Origin of the sequence: Paenibacillus chibensis (assembly GCF_004001045.1) — a bacterium.
GTDB classification, from domain to species: Bacteria; Bacillota; Bacilli; order Paenibacillales; family Paenibacillaceae; genus Paenibacillus_AQ; species Paenibacillus_AQ chibensis.
The window spans coordinates 407351-426575 of sequence record NZ_BIMK01000007.1; the positions used below are offsets into that span (position 1 = coordinate 407351).

At 53.3% G+C, this 19225-nt stretch carries 14 protein-coding genes; 1 reads left to right on the forward strand and 13 read right to left on the reverse strand.

Going from position 1 to position 19225, the window contains the following annotated elements; all coding sequences use genetic code 11:
- Positions 1-182 precede the first annotated feature (182 nt).
- Complete coding sequence (mnmA, locus tag PCH05_RS08350) at positions 183-1322, forward strand: tRNA 2-thiouridine(34) synthase MnmA (RefSeq protein WP_127601899.1); 1140 nt, start codon at positions 183-185, stop codon at positions 1320-1322.
- Between the two features lie 124 nt (positions 1323-1446).
- On the opposite strand, the gene PCH05_RS08355 is transcribed toward mnmA, so the two are convergent.
- The 13 genes from PCH05_RS08355 to PCH05_RS08415 all read right to left on the reverse strand — a co-directional run bounded on the left by PCH05_RS08355 (position 1447) and on the right by PCH05_RS08415 (position 19115).
- Positions 1447-2772 carry a replication-associated recombination protein A gene (locus PCH05_RS08355; protein WP_127601900.1) on the reverse strand — a complete coding sequence of 442 codons (1326 nt, stop codon included), beginning with the start codon at positions 2770-2772 and terminating at the stop codon, positions 1447-1449.
- Positions 2773-3073: 301 nt separating this feature from the next.
- Positions 3074-4501, reverse strand: a complete 1428-nt coding sequence (locus tag PCH05_RS08360; RefSeq protein ID WP_127601949.1) for an alpha-L-fucosidase — start codon at positions 4499-4501, stop codon at positions 3074-3076.
- A 102-nt stretch (positions 4502-4603) separates the two neighbouring features.
- Positions 4604-6205 (reverse strand): ABC transporter substrate-binding protein, encoded by a 1602-nt coding sequence (locus PCH05_RS08365; protein WP_371860530.1) that lies wholly within the window; start codon positions 6203-6205, stop codon positions 4604-4606.
- A 165-nt stretch (positions 6206-6370) separates the two neighbouring features.
- Positions 6371-7264 carry a carbohydrate ABC transporter permease gene (locus PCH05_RS08370; protein ID WP_127601902.1) on the reverse strand — a complete coding sequence of 298 codons (894 nt, stop codon included), beginning with the start codon at positions 7262-7264 and terminating at the stop codon, positions 6371-6373.
- Positions 7265-7278: 14 nt separating this feature from the next.
- Entirely contained in the window at positions 7279-8253 is a 975-nt protein-coding gene (locus PCH05_RS08375) for an ABC transporter permease (RefSeq protein WP_127601903.1), read from the reverse strand.
- Positions 8254-8507: 254 nt separating this feature from the next.
- Complete coding sequence (locus tag PCH05_RS08380; protein WP_127601904.1) at positions 8508-10772, reverse strand: helix-turn-helix domain-containing protein; 2265 nt, start codon at positions 10770-10772, stop codon at positions 8508-8510.
- Between the two features lie 296 nt (positions 10773-11068).
- Positions 11069-12022, reverse strand: coding sequence for an aminopeptidase (locus tag PCH05_RS08385; RefSeq protein WP_127601905.1), 954 nt, complete (start codon positions 12020-12022; stop codon positions 11069-11071).
- Positions 12023-12075: 53 nt separating this feature from the next.
- Entirely contained in the window at positions 12076-12747 is a 672-nt protein-coding gene (locus tag PCH05_RS08390) for an AroM family protein (RefSeq protein WP_246049409.1), read from the reverse strand.
- A 119-nt stretch (positions 12748-12866) separates the two neighbouring features.
- Positions 12867-13802: a DUF1177 domain-containing protein gene (locus PCH05_RS08395; protein ID WP_127601907.1), complete on the reverse strand. Its 936-nt coding sequence runs from the start codon at positions 13800-13802 to the stop codon at positions 12867-12869.
- A 79-nt stretch (positions 13803-13881) separates the two neighbouring features.
- Positions 13882-14940, reverse strand: a complete 1059-nt coding sequence (locus PCH05_RS08400) for an S-methyl thiohydantoin desulfurase family protein (RefSeq protein ID WP_127601908.1) — start codon at positions 14938-14940, stop codon at positions 13882-13884.
- Between the two features lie 14 nt (positions 14941-14954).
- Entirely contained in the window at positions 14955-16565 is a 1611-nt protein-coding gene (locus tag PCH05_RS08405; protein ID WP_127601909.1) for an OPT/YSL family transporter, read from the reverse strand.
- 165 nt (positions 16566-16730) lie between these two features.
- A complete protein-coding gene (locus PCH05_RS08410; RefSeq protein ID WP_246049410.1) occupies positions 16731-17360 on the reverse strand; it encodes an aspartate/glutamate racemase family protein in 630 nt (209 codons plus the stop codon).
- A gap of 216 nt (positions 17361-17576) precedes the next feature.
- Complete coding sequence (locus PCH05_RS08415) at positions 17577-19115, reverse strand: PucR family transcriptional regulator (RefSeq protein WP_127601911.1); 1539 nt, start codon at positions 19113-19115, stop codon at positions 17577-17579.
- Positions 19116-19225: the final 110 nt, after the last annotated feature.

Here is a 19225-nt window from a genome sequence, read left to right on the forward strand (position 1 = left end):
CCCGTGCGATCTAATGGTCGTCAGCTTGGTTGAGCTGCATCCACTTCTTCATATAAAACCATCCGCAACGAAAGCTTCAAAATGTTCTCCAAGCACGGACATACCTTTTCTGATGTGATCCAGGACAGGTTGTGTTAAAATACGGACATGGGCACAATTTCATATAGAAATGGTGATTACTCTTGTCAAACAACAATCAAAATACGCGCGTGGTCGTCGGCATGTCCGGCGGCGTCGATTCCTCGGTAACCGCGCTTCTGCTGAAGGAGCAGGGCTATGATGTCATCGGCATCTTCATGAAAAACTGGGATGACACCGACGAGTTCGGGGTCTGCACCGCCGAGCAGGATGCGGAGGACGTGCGCCGTGTTTGCGAACAAATAGATATTCCCTATTACACGGTCAATTTCGAAAAGGAATACTTTGATAAAGTATTTTCCTATTTCCTCGATGAATATAAGTCCGGACGCACCCCTAATCCTGACGTCATGTGCAACCGTGAAATCAAGTTCGGTGAATTTCTTCAAAAAGCGCTTAATCTCGGTGCCGATTATGTAGCGACGGGCCATTATGCCCGTGTCGTGGAAGAAGACGGCGTCTTCAAACTGCTTCGCGGCGTGGACGGCAACAAGGACCAGACTTACTTCCTGAATGCGCTGAATCAGCAGCAGCTGTCCAAAGCGATGTTTCCGATCGGCCATCTACCGAAACCTGAGGTTCGCCGCATCGCGGAAGCTGCAGGCTTGTATACGGCCAAAAAGAAGGACAGCACCGGCGTATGCTTCATCGGTGAGCGCAATTTCAAGGAATTCCTGAGCCAGTATCTTCCCGCGAAGTCCGGGATAATGGTGGATATTGCTACAGGTGAGATCAAAGGACGTCATGACGGACTGATGTACTACACCCTCGGTCAACGTCAAGGACTCGGTATCGGCGGTTCCGGTAACGGCGAGCCTTGGTTCGTTGCCGATAAGGATCTGGAGCAGAACATTCTGTACGTGGTACAGGGTGACAAGCATCCGAGCCTGTATTCGACAGGACTGATGGCTACGAACGTGAACTGGATTGCAGGTGAAGGGAATGTGCCCAATGGACCTTTCAACTGCACCGCCAAGTTCCGTTATCGTCAGCCCGATCAGGAGGTCACGCTTGAATGGCTGGAGGACGGAAATGTCCATGTCCAGTTTGCGAATCAGCAAAAGGCAATCACACCGGGACAAGCCGTCGTGTTCTATCAAGGCGAAACCTGCCTCGGCGGCGGCATCATCGACAAAGTGGAGAAAATTCCATACAAGGTGCCTGCCATTCTTCACAAAAAATAAAAGCACAGACGCTGAGCCATTGCCCGGGCATCCCCCGAGCAGTGGCTCTTTGTTGTCTGTGCAACACATTCTCTATGTCAACTCTGGAATCCTGCTCATTTTCAAATATTTCCCCGTAAAGCCATTATTCATCCCTGGAAAGATATTGTTTGCGCCGCCGCTCCTGATTGATCTGGATTTTGGCTTCGTTCCCCTGCTCTGTCGCCTGATAAAAGACGCGCCGAGCAATTTCCTTCGGCAGATATTCCTGCTTGACGTAATGGCCCGGATAGTCGTGCGGGTATTTGTAGCCCTCGTGCCCCAGCTTTACGGCTCCTTTGTAGTGGGTGTCCCGCAAATGGAGCGGCACCTCCGCCGACTTCATGTCATCGATGGCCGTCATCGCCCGCGAAATCGCCGTGTATACGGTATTGGATTTCGGGCTCTCAACAGCAAACAATATCGCCTGGGCAATGTTAAGCTTCGCTTCCGGCCAGCCGTTGTTCCGGTAGGCGTCCAGTGCGCTCACGGCCTGCACCATCGCCTGGGGGTTCGCCAGGCCGATGTCCTCACTGCTGGCGGCGATCAGCCGGCGGATGAACACCATCGGGTCCATCCCCAGCTTCTCGACGGCATAGAGAAACCAGAACAGGGCGGCATCGCTGGAGCCCCGAATGCTCTTATGGAAGGCGGACAGGACATCATACTGCGTCGACTCGTCCGCACGTACGATCGGACGGCGGATGGACTCCTCCGCAACCTCCAGCGTGATATGCACGGTGCCGTCATCCGCAGGCGGCGTGGTCATCGCCGCAAGCTCCAGCGCATTCAGCGCGCGGCGAATGTCCCCGTTCGCCATGGTGGCGATATGCTCCAAGGCCTCCTCGTCCACCTGCAGCTTCATGAATCCGAGGCCTTTATCGGCATCTGCCAGTGCCCGTTTCATCGCGATCAGCGAATGCTCCTTCGTCAAAGGCTGGAGCTGAAACAGGGTCGAGCGGCTCATCAAGGCTCCGTTCACGTAATGAAACGGATTCTCCGTTGTCGCCCCGATGAAAATGATCGTCCCCTTCTCCACGGCAGGAAGCAGCGCGTCTTGGCGCGAGCTGTTGAAGCGGTGTACCTCGTCCAGAAACAGGATCGTCTTCGTGCCGTACATCGCTTTATTGCTCTGCGCGCGGTCAATGACCTCGCGCACGTCCTTGACGGAGGCGTCCACCGCATTCAGGCGCACAAAGTCCGCCTGCGTCTTTTGCGAAATGATGTGGGCCAGCGTCGTCTTCCCGCAGCCCGGAGGGCCGTACAGCAGGATCGAGGATACCTGATCCGCTTCAATCGCCCGGCGAAGCAGCTTGCCGGGGCCGATGATATGTTCCTGCCCGATATATTCATCCAGGCTTGTCGGACGCATCCGGTCAGCCAGCAGCCTGCCGCTCGGCTCCGACTCCTGCTGGAAAGAAAATAAATCCATGTATATTCACGTCCCTCGAGCTAATTTCGTTATGAATTTAGGCATAGCAGCTCAAAATCTAAACTCATTAGTTCATGACAAAATACGTGCTCACCGCTGCGTTGACGGATCGTTCTTCCGATTGCTGTTGTTGCCGGATTTCTTGATTTAAGCCATGGATGTTGAAATCCGGCAACAAAGGCAAACGCTAACGCTTCTTCAGAACGATTCCGTCCCCTCCGCTAGATCCACATTTGTCTTTACCACTAAGAACTACTATTACTGTCCCTCTCCTCTATCATAACATATCAGCCCGTTCAGATCATGCGTTCGTATCGCTGCTGTACACCTCGAAGGCCGAAAGATTCGGCCACCAGCGGGATTCGGTAATGTTCAGGCGCAGGTAGCGGCTGCGGACGGCGTCAAAGCCGCATATCTTCTTGTAACCGACGACGGTTCCGTTATAAATCGTTGTCCATACGCCGTTAACCTGGCATTCGAGCGTGAAGCGCTCGATCCGTTGGCTGTAGCGGTACTCCTGCAGAATGACGCGGTCGAAGGTCTGTTCTTCACCCAGATCAAGCTCGATCACGGCCTGCTCTGTCCCTTTTGCCGGTGCCCAGAACGTGTCGCGGTCTCCATCCACCGTATGTTCCGGCCCGTGCCCTTCCGCCACTTCGGACGCGCTGGCCGATGCGCCGGACGCCAGATTGACGCTGTATCTGCGCCGGATGGCATCACCAAGCTCCCGCAGCCGAAGCACGTCATTCTCGTGAATCAGCCCGCGGCGGTCCGGCGGCAAGTTCAGCAGGAACGTCGCATTGCCGCCGACGGAGCCCTCATACACATGCAGAAGCTCCTCCAACGATTTCACTTTGTCATCCTCCGACGCATGATAGAACCATCCGGGACGGATCGATGTATTGACCTCTGCCGGGTACCAGACGAGATTACGCGCCTCGCTGATGACGTTCCTGCTGCCCAGATCCTCGTCCTCGGAGCTGAATTTGCGGGCAAACTCCCGGTCGTCCTGCTGCTGCGAATTCTCATGGATTTTCTCGTTATCCTGCAGGGATGCCGGAACGACGCTCCATTCCGAGCTCCGGCAGTGTCCCGCTTCGTTGCCGCACCAGCGGATATCCGGGCCGCATACCGAAATGCAGACCCCCGGCTGAAGCTCGCGGATCAGCGCATAATACGCATCCCAGTCGTATACCTGGCGCTTGCCGTTCGGTCCTTCTCCGCAGGCGCCGTCGAACCAGACGCAGAAGATGTCGCCATATCCGGTGAGAAGCTCCCGCAGCTGGTTTTTAAAATATTCGTTATATACATCCGAGTCCCCGTACGTCGGCTCATGCCGGTCCCATGGGGAAAGGTAAATGCCAAACTTGATTCCGCCCCTGCGGCACGCATCGGATACTTCCCGAACCACATCCCCTTGTCCGTCCTTCCATGGGCTGTTCTTGACCGAATGCTCCGTATACGCGCTTGGCCATAGACAGAAGCCGTCATGATGCTTGCAGGTCAATATCAGCCCTTTCATGCCGGCTGCCTTCACCGCCTCCACCCACTGATCCGAGTCCAGTTGGGCAGGATTAAAAATCTGAGGGTCCTCTTTGCCCGTCCCCCACTCCTCATCGGTATATGTATTCACCGTAAAATGAATAAACGAATAAAATTCCATTTCCTGCACCGACAGCTGCCTTTTCGTCGGTTTCACCTGCGCCGCATACTGAATATGTTCATTCACATTCATCGCTGAATCCTCCCCTTTGCATGCCTGTTGTATTCTATTAACATTCTGTCAGAAAAACAGGATACCTGCCGGTTGACGCAGGTATCCTTAACATTATTATTTCTGAAGCGCCTTCTGGTAAATCGCCAAATACTGTTCCAGCTGGAGACCCTTGAATCCGGCAATATAGCTGTCCCAATCCTTGTCGATATCCTTGTTGCCCGTCACGAATTGGGCAAGACTCGACTTGACGTAGTCGGAGAGCGTCTTTTGCATTTGAGCTACCGTGAGCGCATCCGCGGGGTCTACGAAGGTATCAGACGGGTATACGACTTCCGGCTTGGCGAACGGTTCGTATTTTTTGGCGGACAACCAGAGACGGTATTCGTACGCTCCATTAGCCAGCGGATCGGCTGGCGCAACGAACGATTCGCGAATGGAATTCAGCATCTGCATCGTGCCCAGCTGCCACCAGTAGTCATCCGGTTTCGTCTCTCCGCCTGCTGGCGCCGTTTTGGCGATAACCTCGTATTTGGCAGGCTTTCCGTTATAATCAAGCTGGCCGTCGGCCGCCTTTTTCCACCCTTCTCCTTCAAAGCCCCAGGACTGCATGACCGTTCCTTCTTCAGACCAGAGGAAGTCGGCCAGCTTCATCGCCGCAATTTGTTGTTCCTTCGTTGCCTTATTCGTAATGACGAACTGTCCATCGCCTGCTCCTACGCTATATCCGGTCAGCTGCACGCCGTCCGGTCCTTTCAGGGGCGGAACGACGTCGTAATCCTTATGCCTTGGATGGGCATCGTCCACGGCGAAAACGCTGCTGATCAACGCGTAGCTGACAGCCCCGACGGCAGCATCGGGCTTGTTGGCCATCTGCTTGACCGCATCATTGTTCTGTGTAAAGACGCCTTTGTCCATCAACCCGTCGGCAAACAGCTTCCGCAGGTATTTCAGCCCTTCCTTCCATTCGGCCTGGGCCGGCGAGAAGATGACCTTGCCGTCCTTCACGCTCAAATAATCCGATCCGTTGTCATAAATAAAGGCATTCATCAGGAATGAATCGACACCGCCGCCCCAGACATTGTCCGAGGTGGACGTCGTGAACGGTACCTCGTCCGCCTTGCCGTTGCCGTTCGGGTCCTTTTCTTTGAACGCTTTCAGCACGTTGTAAAACTCTTCCGTCGTTGTCGGCATCTGCAAGCCAAGCTTTTTCAGCCAATCCGTATTGATCCACATTCTCTGCCCGTACGTGCAATGCAGACATTCGTTCAGCTTGGGCAGCGCATAGATATTGCCGTCCGGAGCCACCATCCCATGCTTCAGGTAAGTCACGCTGTCCATCGCCTGTTTGATATGGGGCGCATATTGATCGATCAGTTCGTTTAACGGGAGAAACGCGCCCTGCTGTCCGTACTTAATCTGATCCGCTTTGGATATGCCGGCGTTCATTATGACGGCGGGATAGTCCCCGCTGGCCAGAAGAAGCAGCTTCTTGTCTCCAAAGGCGGCATCCGGAACGGTGTTCCAGTCGAATTTGATATTCAGTTTCTGCTCGATAAATTTGGATAGCTTGTTGACTTGCAGGTTTTCAATGCCCACATTTTGCGGCGCAAATACACTCAGGGTAACCGGCTGGTTCGGATCGGCGGTAGCTCCCGCATCCTCCTGTTTGTTCTGGGAACTGCCGCACGCAGATAACACAAGCGCAAAAATCATCATGATACTGATTCCGATGAATGCCCGTTTTTTCAAAGAAACTCCTCCTTATTTGACGATGGAATTCAATTTGCCCCCTTGGATCAGGCTTGTTCTTTATGCTTTGCGGTTCGTTTTCTCGCACCCCCTTAACGAAATTCCATATTCGGTATGATCTTGGTTCATCGCTTAGCCCTTTAAGGACCCGATCATAACCCCTTTGACGAAATGCTTTTGGACGAAGGGATAGATAATCAGGACCGGAGCGCTCGATACCACGATCAGGGAATATTTAAGCAAATCCTTCAGTCCCTGCTGGACAAGCAGGCTGTCCACGTTCGTCAGCATATCGGAATTTTCCGAATTCAGGATCAGAATGTTGCGCAGGAAAATTTGCAGAGGGAACATGCTGCTGTCCTTCAAATAAATCAGTGCGTTAAAGTACGCATTCCAGTGTCCCACGGCGTACATCAGAAACAGCACGGCCAGAATCGGCTTGGATAGCGGCAGCACGATCCGCAGGAAAAATCTCATGTCGCTGCACCCGTCCATCTCGGCCGCTTCCGCCAATTCATCCGGCAATGACTGAAAGAACGTTCGCGCAATGATCACCTGGAATACGGCCAGCGCTCCAGGGATAATCATCGCCCATCTCGTATTGACCATGCCCAGGGATTTGACCAGGAGATAATTGGGGATCAGTCCCCCGTCGAAAAACATCGTGAAGACGATCAGAATCATAATCAGACCACGCCCGTAGAACGTTTTTCGGGCCAGCGGATAAGCCAGCATGACGGTAAACGTCACATTGACCAGCGTCCCGACGACGGTATAAAAAAGCGAGTTGCCGAAGCCGACGAGAATGTCGGCGTTTTGAAAAACGGCCTTGTAGCCAACCAAGCTGAAATTCACCGGCCATAGCCATACTTTGCCCGAGGTGACGGCGCTGGGCGAGCTGAAGGAAGCGCTTAAAATATGCAGCAGCGGAAACAGGATCAAGATCAGCACCATCGACAGAAAAATATAGACGATGCCCAGAAACAGCCTGTCGGTAACCGATTCCCTGATAGTCATTCGATTCAAGACGATAGACCTCCTTACCATAAGCTGTTGGATGATATTTTTTTGGAAATAAAATTGACCAGGACAAGCAGCACGAAGTTGATGACTGAATTAAACAACCCGATTGCTGCCGAGAAACTGAAATTGGCTCCCAGCAAACCCACCTTGTACACATACGTCGATATGACCTCGGACGTGTTTTGGTTCAGCGGATTTTGCATCAGGTAAATTTTCTCGAAGCCAAGGCTCATCATCTGTCCCAGGTTCAGGATCAGCAGGATGACGATCACCGGAACAAGGCTGGGGATGTCGATATGGATGATTTTTTGAAACCGGGACGCCCCGTCCACTTTCGCTGCCTCGTACAAGTCCGGATTGACGCCGGACAACGCCGCGATGTAGATAATGGCTCCATACCCCGTAAATTGCCACACATCGGAGAAAACGTAAATCGTTTTGAAAAATCCGGCTTTGCCCATGAAATCGATCGGCTCCATCCCAAACGCTCTGAACGCATTGCTCAAGAGGCCCACATTGGGGGATAGGTTCACGATCAGGATGGACACAATGACCACCGTCGAGATGAAGTAAGGCGCGTAAGTGACCATTTGCACCGATTTCTTGAATACCCCGTTCCGGATTTCATTAAGAGCGAGCGCCAAGATGATCGGTGCCGGAAACCCGATGGCCATGCCGTAAAGCGATATTTCCAGCGTGTTCTTGAAATACTGCCAGAAGAACGGAACCTCGAACAGCTGTTTGAAATATTTCAGCCCGGCCCATGGACTTCCGAGAATGCCCTGCACGACGTTGTATTCTTTAAAAGCAATGATGACGCCGAACATCGGAATGTACTTAAAAATAATGATGTAAAGCAGCGGGAGAAAGACGAGCAAATAAAACTGCCAATGCTTCATGATTTTCCGCCCTGCCCCCGTCCCAGCCCTCTTGCGGGGGGCAACCCATTCGGACGGGTTCGGCGGAACCGTTTTATTGTGAGTGACTTCCATGCCTGCCGACTCTCCTTCGCGTTTTGTTGCTTTTCATGTTAAGGGCAGGTCTCATTTCCATTCAATATGCATGTTTCGCAGAGCAAACTTATTTCCCCGGCAAGCCGGAATTCCCCCCGCAGCCTTGGGCCGGCTTCCCGCTAAACCTTTTTCTGCGCCAAACCTTTTTCCAAGGGCCGGAGATGCAAAAAAGTCCCGCAAGGACGAGAATCCTTGCGGGACATACAAAGCGTTGCCTAAGCCGATCAGCCTCCTTAAAGCGCGGTCATGTCTTGATTTACCCCTTGGTTGACCCGTCCGATATGATCCCGGTATTCGCCCGGAGACAGGCAGACGACTTTCTTGAACATGCGTCCGAACGATATGGCGTTCACGTAACCGACCTTCTCGGCGATTTCCTGCACGGTATGATCCGTATGGGACAGCAGGTCCTTGGCACGGCCGATCCTGAGCTCGATCAGGTAATCCACGAATTTTTGACCGGTTTCCTCTTTAAACAGTTTACTGAGCGTTTTGGAGGGCAGACTGAAACGGTCGCTTAACAAGTCGAGGCACAGATCGGGATTCGCGAAATCCCGGTCCATATACTCCCGCACCCTGCGAATCGTTTCCGAATGGTTCCGCGTCTCCTGGATCTTCTGAAGCTCGCCGTAAAATTGCTCAAGCGCTTTCTCGAAGCCCGCATCGACCTGCTCCAGCGTATCCGCCCCCTGCAGCGCCTCCTGTAAGGATGACCGTCCTCCATGTTCCCACAGCTCCTGATATTCCTTCGTCATTTTATCCATTTCGCGCCCGATGGAGTACATCAGGTAATCCGCCAGATTCAAAATATGATCGCTGCTCAGCAAGCTCTGTTCGATGCTGCGGATCAGCGTTTTGTATTTGTCCCGCCAGTCCTCTTTTCCCAGACGGAACGACTGGGCGATCGAGTGCACCAGCTGGAAATAATCGAACATGCCTCCATGCTCTTCCTTGATGTGCTGCACGTAGAAAATAATCCGGTTATCGCCCAGAATCATTTTATATTTCAGCGCCTGCAGCGCTTGGGAATAGGAGTCCGGTATGCCCTCCATGCCCATGGCCGTCCCGCCCGCGCCAACCGTCACAGTCAGCTTCAAATGCTCCATCACCCATATGCGGGCATGGTCCAGAATCTCCGTAACCTGCCTCTGCGGGTCCTGCTGGTCCTCCGTTTGAAGCAGCACGCCAAGGGCATCATTCGATACCCATTCGGTCCAAACGAATCCCCCATGCTCCTGAGCCGTTTCCTGAATGACGCTTTTGAGCGCGAATTTCATCAGGTATTGGTCCTGCTGGGTAAACTGGCTGCAGAACAACGCGAATTTATCGATTTCAACGACGCAGACAACCTGCCTCTTTTCCATATCGTTCAACAGCATCGTGTCCCGCATCATCTCCCAATCCTCGGGCTTTGCCAGGTGCTGGCCTTCCATGAGCTGCTGGAACAAATACGCTTTTTTCACATGTAGATCCTCACGATATTGCCTCTGGTAGCTGTTCGATTGCTCCAGCAGCTGATTAATCGCCGACTGCAAAAACGTAAACTCATCTTCCCCGTTCCCCTGGAGCAAGCTCGATGCTTTCGTTTGGGAAAATTTCTGCACCTGGGTCACGATCTGTTCGATCGGCCTGTAGTTTCGCCGTGCGGCATACACGATCCAGGCCACCCCGGCGAGAATCATCAGCATCCCCAGCATGAACCAGACGTTGTACAGCTGGTTGGCCACGTTGAACCACTTTCCGTTCATCAGTCCGCTTTGGTATTCCCAGCCGGTCACAGGTGAGATGGCACGGGAGACGGCATTTTGCCTACTCTGAGCCTCTGTAATCGGCAGCACGTCGCCGCCGCTCCGATCGAGCACATGAATATAACTTACGTCCTGGCTGTACATGCCTTCCACCGCATCGTTAATGGCATCTGCGGATACGTTGACGACAAGGAAGCCTTGGCCGGTTTTGAGAAACGGAACCTTGAGCGCCAGGCTAACGACCCGCTTCGCTCCCTTGATGCTGAATTCCTCGAAATTCCGGACGCCCGTCCATCCGGCATCCTTTTTCTCCTGTTCAATGTACGGTTTGATAAAGGCATAGTCCGGATAATCCTGCAGGCTGGAGCTTGTCGCGCTGCTAAGAATGAAACTGTCCCGGGTCCGGACGAGATAGACGGAGTCAACCAGGGGATAAGCGTTCTTGAAATTGTTGATGAATTCCACGAGTTTGATGTTCAGGTAATAATCGCTTTGGGTTCCGTTTTTGTAAAACGAGGATATATCCGTGTTTTTCAGCATTTCCGTCATCAGCATCTGCTCGATGGTTTTGAGCGACGAATCGATCGAGCTCATGGCCTGCAAAAGGAGGGTTTCATTGGCTTTCACGGCCTCCTTGCGGCTCTGGTCGCTAAGAAGCTGGAAGAAGACGAAAAAAATAAAGGAAATAACGATAAAAAAAGCGGGCATGTAAGAGAATAATTGACGGTAAAACCATTTGCGGTTCCTCACCGGCTTCCTCCTTTCGCACGATCAGACACGTTCGTAAACAACCTCGGCTTATGCGAAAATATCACTGCATGATAGGGCAACCCCGAATAAAACGCTTACATTTACATGTGCATATTATAGCATTCCAATCCCTGGAATTCATTAGTGCCAAAGTACGCAAATCCATCCCCGACCTGTTACACGCGCTTAGTCCCGCGAGCTGGTTCTCCATGGTAACATCAAATGTAAAATGAAAAACGCCGCAGACCAGGTTAATGGCCTACGGCGCGGGTCCGTGTTCCGGTTTCCCCTGGCGCTTATTTGTTGAGCAATTCTCCGTTTTTCATGATGGGCTGATCGTCGAGATAGACATCCGGCTTGCCGACGACGCAGTCCAGATGAACACCTGCCGCGACCGTACCGCCAAACGTGTTGTTGCTGCCGAAGGCGACATGGATTGTGCCATACACCTTTTCATCCTCCAGGACAACGCCCGTGATTCTTGCCTTCTCGTTCGTGCCGATGCCGAATTCCCCCAGCAGCCTGCCATCGCCATCCCCCAGCATTTGCAGGAGCTTGACCCCTTCTTCCCCGCCTTCAGTGGCAACAAGACGTCCGTTTTCGACGCTAAGCACGATCGGTCCCGCCAGTTTGCCGATGCCGGCAATCGATCCATCCACAACGATCTGACCTGAGGCCGTGCCCTCCACCGGCGCAATGTATGCTTCACCCGAAGGCAAGTTGCCCGACTGCCCGGGCTCCACGTACATGCCAGTGCTCGGTACGCCGTCGCGGCCATCGATGGAAAATTCGAGTGAGCGTCCGTCTTTTTCAATCCGTACTTTGCGGCTTTGCGTCAGCAGCCCGGTCACCTTTTCCGTAAGAGCCTTCACCTGCGTGTAATCGGCAGCGATAGCCCCTTCCAGGAACATATCCTCCGTGATGCCCGGCATCGTCGCTAAACGCGCACCGGCTGCAGCCGCTTGTTTGCGGGCCTGCGTATGGGTCAGCGAGTGCTTCGTGATGCAGACGACGGCCTGCGCGGCAGCCATCGCTCTAGAAACAGCCTCCGGAGGTTCTTCCCCGGACTTGCTCCGCTCCTTCATCACCATCAGCATCGCTTCAGCGCCAATACGCTTTCCGGCTTCGTATAGGGATTCCGCAAGCTCTTTTTTCGTATCGTCGGAGACGACGAGGAACGTTTCTCCCGCTTTGAGCGCGAGGCAATCCGCGAGGGTGTTCATGCTGATTCCAACAATTTTTTCATTCATTTTTACGTCAGCTTCCTTTCATTTCTTGTCTGCATATTCTGCATTGAACCTATCTATATCATTTCAGATACGATTTTAGCCATTATCGCATTCGACAGGATCACGGGCAAGCCCGACGCCTCGGCCACCAGCGACCGTGCCTTCTCCGTGTAGCCCATGCAATCCAGCAGAATAAGATCCACCTTGTCCTTCAGCTCGTTGGCGGCCGCCTGGAAACTCTCCGGATCCAAAATATAAGGAGAAGCCACGGCAAATTCCGGATAAAGGCCATGCGGCTCATATTTCGGCTTCAGGCTTGTCTTTTGTTCTTCAAGCGGAACGATGACGCCCAGTCTTCTGCCTCCGACCATCGCCTTAACAGCGGGAGGAATGATGTGATCCGGCTCGATCAAATACGCGTTTTTAGCATGAAGCCCCGGAAATACGCCTGTACACAGCAGCAGAATGTTCTGGATGCCCTCGAGCTCCATATCGTAAATTTTCTTTTGCAAAATAGGCTGGATTTTGCTTCTCCCCATCACGATGGAGCTGCCGTCCGACAGCCGCGAGGTTAACGTGTACGCCTCCCGGTCCGGCAACAAATGAGCGTCGATGTAATCCTTCGTTAAGCCGTCCAGCACGCCCGCCTGAACCAGCTCCACCCGCGGCGGCAGATGATCCTCCAGAATTGGCGTCACGTCCTTGCGCGGCGCTTGGCCAATCGTAATCGCTCCAAGTTTCGTCACTTCCGTGTTCCTCCCTCCGCATATTCGCATGCATCCATGCATGACCGCAAGCTCTCCCCGCTCTCTCTGCTGCCAAAAAGGGAAGAGAGCCTTCGCTCCCTTCCCTCATTCATATCCATTTAGGCCTTTCCGGCGGTTTGCAATGCTTTCATCGAACCATACCGTTTTTCGATCAAATCAAATTCGTCCTTATCATAAAAAGCACAGATTTCGCCCGTGAATTCTTTGGCCGCTTCTACGGCAAAGCGAACCGCAGCCGCAATATCGACCTCGTGACTGGCCCCCGTTCCGCAGCCCGGAACGACGGATTGCGTCGTAATCGCTACGCCCACAACCGGCGCGTCGGTTGCGACCGCAGGCTGCAAAATGGAATTGATGTGATACAAATCATTCCCGTATGGCGTAATATCCTGCATGGATACCGGAAAGGTAACCGGCAGAAGTCCCGTCGTCATTTCCATAATGCGCAGCAAATCCTCGCTCACCCGCAAAATATACCCCTCTTTCACGGTTGGGGAAATCGCAAAACCTTTATGGTTGATCACGCGGTTGCCTTTGGTCGTATCGATGGACAGCACGGCTTCCATTTCAGGCAGCACTTCGTGCGCGTTCATCGCACCGATGTCGACCGGCGAATCCATGAAATCGACCGGCTCATGCGGCCGGGTCGGTGCGTCGGGACAAATATGCGTCGTGACGATCACGTCGCCCTTTAAGCGGTCGCCCTTGGACTGCATATCCGCCAGCTTCAGCGCCGAGGCTACAGCGGCTACAGCGCCGTCCGCATCAGACACAAGCCCGATTCTGCTCGGGCGGGCGCCGATGCCGCCAAGACGGCCGACAATGCCGAACGTCGGCGCGCTGCCGCCGTTCATTTTACCTTCCGTGCCCGGAATCGTAATTTTAATGAAGTCGGTGCTGCCCTTCTCGCCGGATACCTTTTGCACCTCTACCGCAACTTCCGGAAAGCCTGCAAAAAGCGCCTTTACTTGTTGGCCGCTTGCTTTCGCGTCATCCAGCGCTTCGAGCGCGATCATCGTTTGTTTCAGTGTCATATGTCCGATACCTCCATGTTCATGCTGTATAGTTACGCCGTTTCAGGCAGAATCGAATACCGAGTGTTTTTGCAATCCCTCAGAATAGATACTTGAGGACAGGTTTTTGAATGATCCCTTCGACGGACGATAACAGCTTCTCATTGCTCATCGTGCTGCTGAGCAGCAGCTTCTCTTTCGGGACGACGATGACGGCCAGCTGCTGTCCTTTTTCAAGCGCCGCGGTAACGACCGGTCTCGCTGTCTTGGCGTCCAGCGTCATCATGAGATCCGGGAAGGTGGCGTAGCGCTCCCCGCCCTTTTCGAGCGTCATGTACTCATTCCAGAAGGTCATTTCGAAGCCATCGATCATGACGGTACCGACATCGAAGCCTCCGGTTGTTTCGATCGTAAAATCGGTCACCTCGCCGCTTGCAACCACTTTGCCTCCTAGCTTGGAAACAACAGCGTCAATCGCAGCCTCTCCCTTGGCTCCAAGCAGCGCCTCGCCAACTCCCATGGCCTGCGAAATCGCGCCGGGTGCGCCGTTTTGTCTCGCATATGCCGCTGACACCGGGTTTCTTGCGACAGCCACCAGACCGCCGGCTTCAACGGAAGCTTGGCGGATCAGTGAAGCCGCTTTACCAAGAGATCCGGAGATGCTGAACTCCAGATAGTTGTCATCCTTGCCGCCTACCGCCGTTTGATGCGACACATAGCCGCTGACTTCCGTCAGATTCATAGCGCCCATGGTTCCCGTGGGATGCGCTCTGCCGTTGCAGGCGAAATCAACCAGAGGAATGCCGGTCATGACCGATTGCAGCCAGCCGTTTACCGTCGTTCCGGCACCATTTTCATTGGTGTGGATCGCGGATATCGGCCGGTTAAGCGCCCGTGCCAGCATGTCCAGCGATTTAGCGTAATGAATGGGCTTCAAAAATTTATCCTTCGCTCCCGGAGCACCAACCAGCGATACCGCCACAAGCGTTTCATCGTCCGCAAACTCGTCGATCGTGCGCAGCTCGGGCTGGCCCAGCTCCAGCGCCAGACGGCCAATCTGGAGGCCTTCTTCAATCCAGCCTCCACCGCCGCCCCCCAAGACGGCGCCGCCGAACACGGCGCATTCCATCATTTTTTCATCCAGTCTGATTGTTGCCATATCGATAATAGCACCTACTTTCTGATTCTGAAGATCGAGTTAAAGAAGCTGTACAGCGCGTCGCCTGCGATAAAGCCCGCGGCCAGAATGCTCATCGGCGTCTCCGCTTCCTTGCCTTTAACCTTGAGCACCACAATCCGGATCATCAGGCCCGCAAGCACCGCCCAGCAGGCGTTCGGCGTCAGGATCAGAAGTCCCGTTGCGAACATGACGCCGATCTGCCGCTTTGCACCGCCGACCCATTGGAGAATCGCACCTGGGATCGCCCACAGGAGCAGCTTCATGGCAACATCCGGGGAAGCTCCTGCCTGAATGGTTGATACGTAGACCGTATCAATCGGCGGAACAAGATTTTGCGAGAAATAGGTGCGATACGTCAACGCGACGACGATCACGGCAACACCAAAAGCGATCATGCCAGTCATATACTGGTGTTTGCGGCCGCGGCGCTCAAACTCCGGATCTTCGCCGTTGCCGCGGAGAATATAGCCTGTTTTCAGGTCATAGCCCATATCTGCAAATGCCGGTCCTGTAGCTGCGCTGAATCCGGCCAGCATGGCCAGCGCCACCGTCGGAAAACCGATCATCATACCGAACAGAAGCGTAATGAATGCAACGGCAAAGGCCGGGAACCACCCCGAATGCATCGCCGCGATGCCGACGATCAGCTCGTGCACGAATGCGGCAAAGGCGGCAAAAAGGAGAAATCCGATCAGCATGCCAAAGGACATTTTCGTCACCAGGCCGCCGATCAGGGCAATGATCAAGGCGATGACCAGATAGGCGAGGAATCCAAAGCCGAGCGCGCGTCTCGCTTCGCCTTCCGTGCGAGTATATTGGCTCGTATCTGCCTCACGTTCTTCTTTCTTGGGCCGTTTCAGGATAAGGAGAGCTGCTTGTACCAAGGCGACGATGCCTGCGCCGATCATAACGCCGTGAGCGATATACAGCTTGTTGACGTCGATGTCAAACCAAGGAATGGAATATTGGCGGATCAAGAGACCGATGCCGAACATGCCGAGCGCCCAAATGTTGCCGATGAATGCAACGCCGAATGCGGACATGGAAATGTGGAAATAGGAGCCGATCAGACCGATAACGGTTCCGACGCCGAGCAGTCCGGCGCGTTTGCCACCCTTATCTCCGGCGATGATCGATTCGGCGGTTGCTACGCCGGGCGCCCATGTACCGGATGCCGGAAACAGCTTCGAATCGAACAATTTATACAAGAGTGCCGAGTCCACGAACATCGCAAGCGCCGCACCAATCAGCATGGGGATAATGAGCTTCGTTTCTCCGAGGACAAACGGGATGCCGATAGGAATGAACAAGCTGTTGGCTGCCCCGAACGTTGCCGAGGAAATCGAGGTTTGGACCAGATTCTGACGATGCACCGACTTGTACTTCTTAAACGCGGCCACAGGTATTCTCGCAATCAGCATGGCAACCAGCGCCCCGATGATCGCCGTGTTTGGCGTCACGCCAAGCGTCGTTACGATCTGAATGCCGACAATGGCGCCCAGAACCCCCGTAACGATGTTGAGAATCAGTCCGAAGGGTTCAAATATGCTGGGATGCTTCTCTTTTTTGCCTGCAGGGTCGACTTCTGTTTTGATTTCGTTCATCCATATGCCTCCAATGGGTCTAGATTGAGTAGGTTAACGAGTGTGAATCTGCCGGGAGATCCGGAAGACGAGTGCTGCCAGCGACTTTCAAATCGAGGACAGATAGAGAAACGATGATCTTTGCATCGTTTGTTATCTATACACGGACAACATTCCGGGACTGCTTCATACTCCTTCGAGTTGTTTATAATAGTTGGCAGCCAGAAGTCCTTCTGCATCCACGGGATCAATCACCGGAATATGCAGTTCTTTGCGGATGACATCCGCAAATGCAATGGTCGACAAGCCCGTGCAAGCGAATACAATTGCCTTTGCGCCTTGTGCAACCAGCGTGCGCGCGGCCTCCAGTGCCGCTTCGCGCCCTGCATCCGTCAGCAGATCGGTCGTATTCGTCACACCGTCCGGACGGATATAACCGGCAACAAGATCCTCAAGCAGGCTGCTCATCACGGGCGGTACCCCTTCGGTGATACCCATAAGTCCTACAGGTTCGCCAAGCGAACGGGCGATGAGCGATGCCGCGCTTCCCCCACCGATGACTGGAACCGATACCCGGCTGCGAAGCGCTTCCACGCCCGGATCGGCTGCACAGCTGACGATCAAAAGCCGACATCCCTCTTGTTCCAGCTGAACGCCCATCTCCACAATCTTCGGTATGGCCACCTTTTCCGACTCGTCATCGTAAATGCCAAAAGGCTGATCGGGAATACACTTACTCCGTACGGGGACATCAAACCGTTCTTGGATGATTTTCCCGTGCGACTGAACCACGTTACTATCGTTTGCGGTATACACTCGAATTAATCCTATCAATGCCGATCACCCTTTCATCCCTTTATAATGGTGCTCAAAATTTTATTAAATAAGATTTTATGCTTTAAACCGCTAAGCAACAATGTGCTCACCTACCAAAACTGAAAACGCCTCCTTGTGCCCGGAGCACAAAGAGGCGTTATTCTAAAAACATGATGTACATTTGTCCATCTGATATGGACGCCAAAGAATGTTTCCTCAGGTATGTTTTAACAAGTAATAGGCGGTACATACATACAGTTCATATCGGTTCAAGGCTTCGCCAAGGTCCACGCCCAAGATCGATTTGATGCGGTCCATCCGGTAATTGACCGAATTGCGGTGAATATACAGCCGTTTCGACGTTTCATTCAAGCTTCCGCCTGTCGCCAGATAATGGTAGAGCGTAAACAAGTAGCTTGTTCCGTTCTCCTTATCATATTCGGCAATTCTGCCGACTCTTTCCGTGACAAACTTGCCAAGCCGAACCGGATCTGTGGATTCCAGCAGCAGCTGGATCATTTCCACCTCGGTATATTTGAACAACGGCCGTCCTGGGTTCAGTTTGGATCCGATGGATACCGCTGTTCTGGCTTCGTTGTAGCCGCGATGAGCTTCAAACAGCGAGCACTGCCGGCTGATACCCGCCCTGACCGATTCCCATTGCTGAAGCTGCTCTTGAAGAATTTCACTCCATAAAAAGGGTTTCCCTTGATTCGCTGCTTCATCCCTTTCTGCACCTTGGCTGGAGGGCAAAAACAATACGATCTTCCCTCCATAAATTTGCAAATGGGAACGGATCTTTCTTGCTGCGGAAACCTGATGAACATACGCTCCGATCGACGCGGCAGCTTCAGACTCATCACTGTAAAAAGGCTCGTCCGCCTCCAGAACGGCAACCTCCCATGTCCAATCCGGTGCCAGCCCCAGCTGTCGTCCTCTTGAGGCTGTCAGTCTTTCATCGGCTGCAGGATTAAGGATCAGCTCTTCAAAAAAAGTTCCCCGAAGCCTGGTTTCCGTATCGGCGGCAATTTTCTTCCTCATCAGCTCCAACGAGAAAACGAGCCGAGCCTGTTCAATCAGCATCAGGTCGAGCTCATCCAGCTCCGGCTTCTCCACCACGAATTTCCCTAAGATTCTTTGATCGGCATTGACTTCCCACTGCCGGTGCTTTTTTGATGCTTCGTATGGATATCCCTCCGGAGATGAGGCAAGCACTTCACCGCCTTTTCCGACGACCCAGATCGGCGAGCCGATCAGCTCGGATACCTTATCCGCGACCACCTGAATCCCTTTATTGTTCAGTACAAGCCCGGTCAGCGCCTTGTTCACTTCTTCGGACCGCTTCAGCAGCACGGCCTGCCTGTTTAATATTTGCTCCATGACATGATAGGTAATATCGATATATGCCATTCCGATCGGGAGCTGAATAATTGGCACATGGTACAGATTGCTTTTGTCGATCATTTCTTGCGGAATATGGGGAATAAAGCGTTCCGGTTTGATGGCAACCCCCGCTCCATTCACTTTGGCAAGCTGTTCGATCATCTCCGCCAGAAGCGAGGGGTCATTGCGGGTCGAATAGCCCGTCGTCAGCACCATCTCGCCTTCGCGCAGCCAATTGCCGATATCGGGGACCTCCCAGATATCCACATACTGCACGATGCGGTCAATGCCCTTTTCCCCACTGATCAGGACGGCATGCTCCATGACCGGCAGCTTGAGCATTTCTTTAACCGTAAAACCTTTCAGACTCATGTGTTCACCTCTCACGGTTCAGGATTGTCACGGTTGACGTGTCTGGATGTCTCCATGACCGCTTCCATCAGGTCTACTCCCATTGTAACTCGATATTCCGGAATCATACC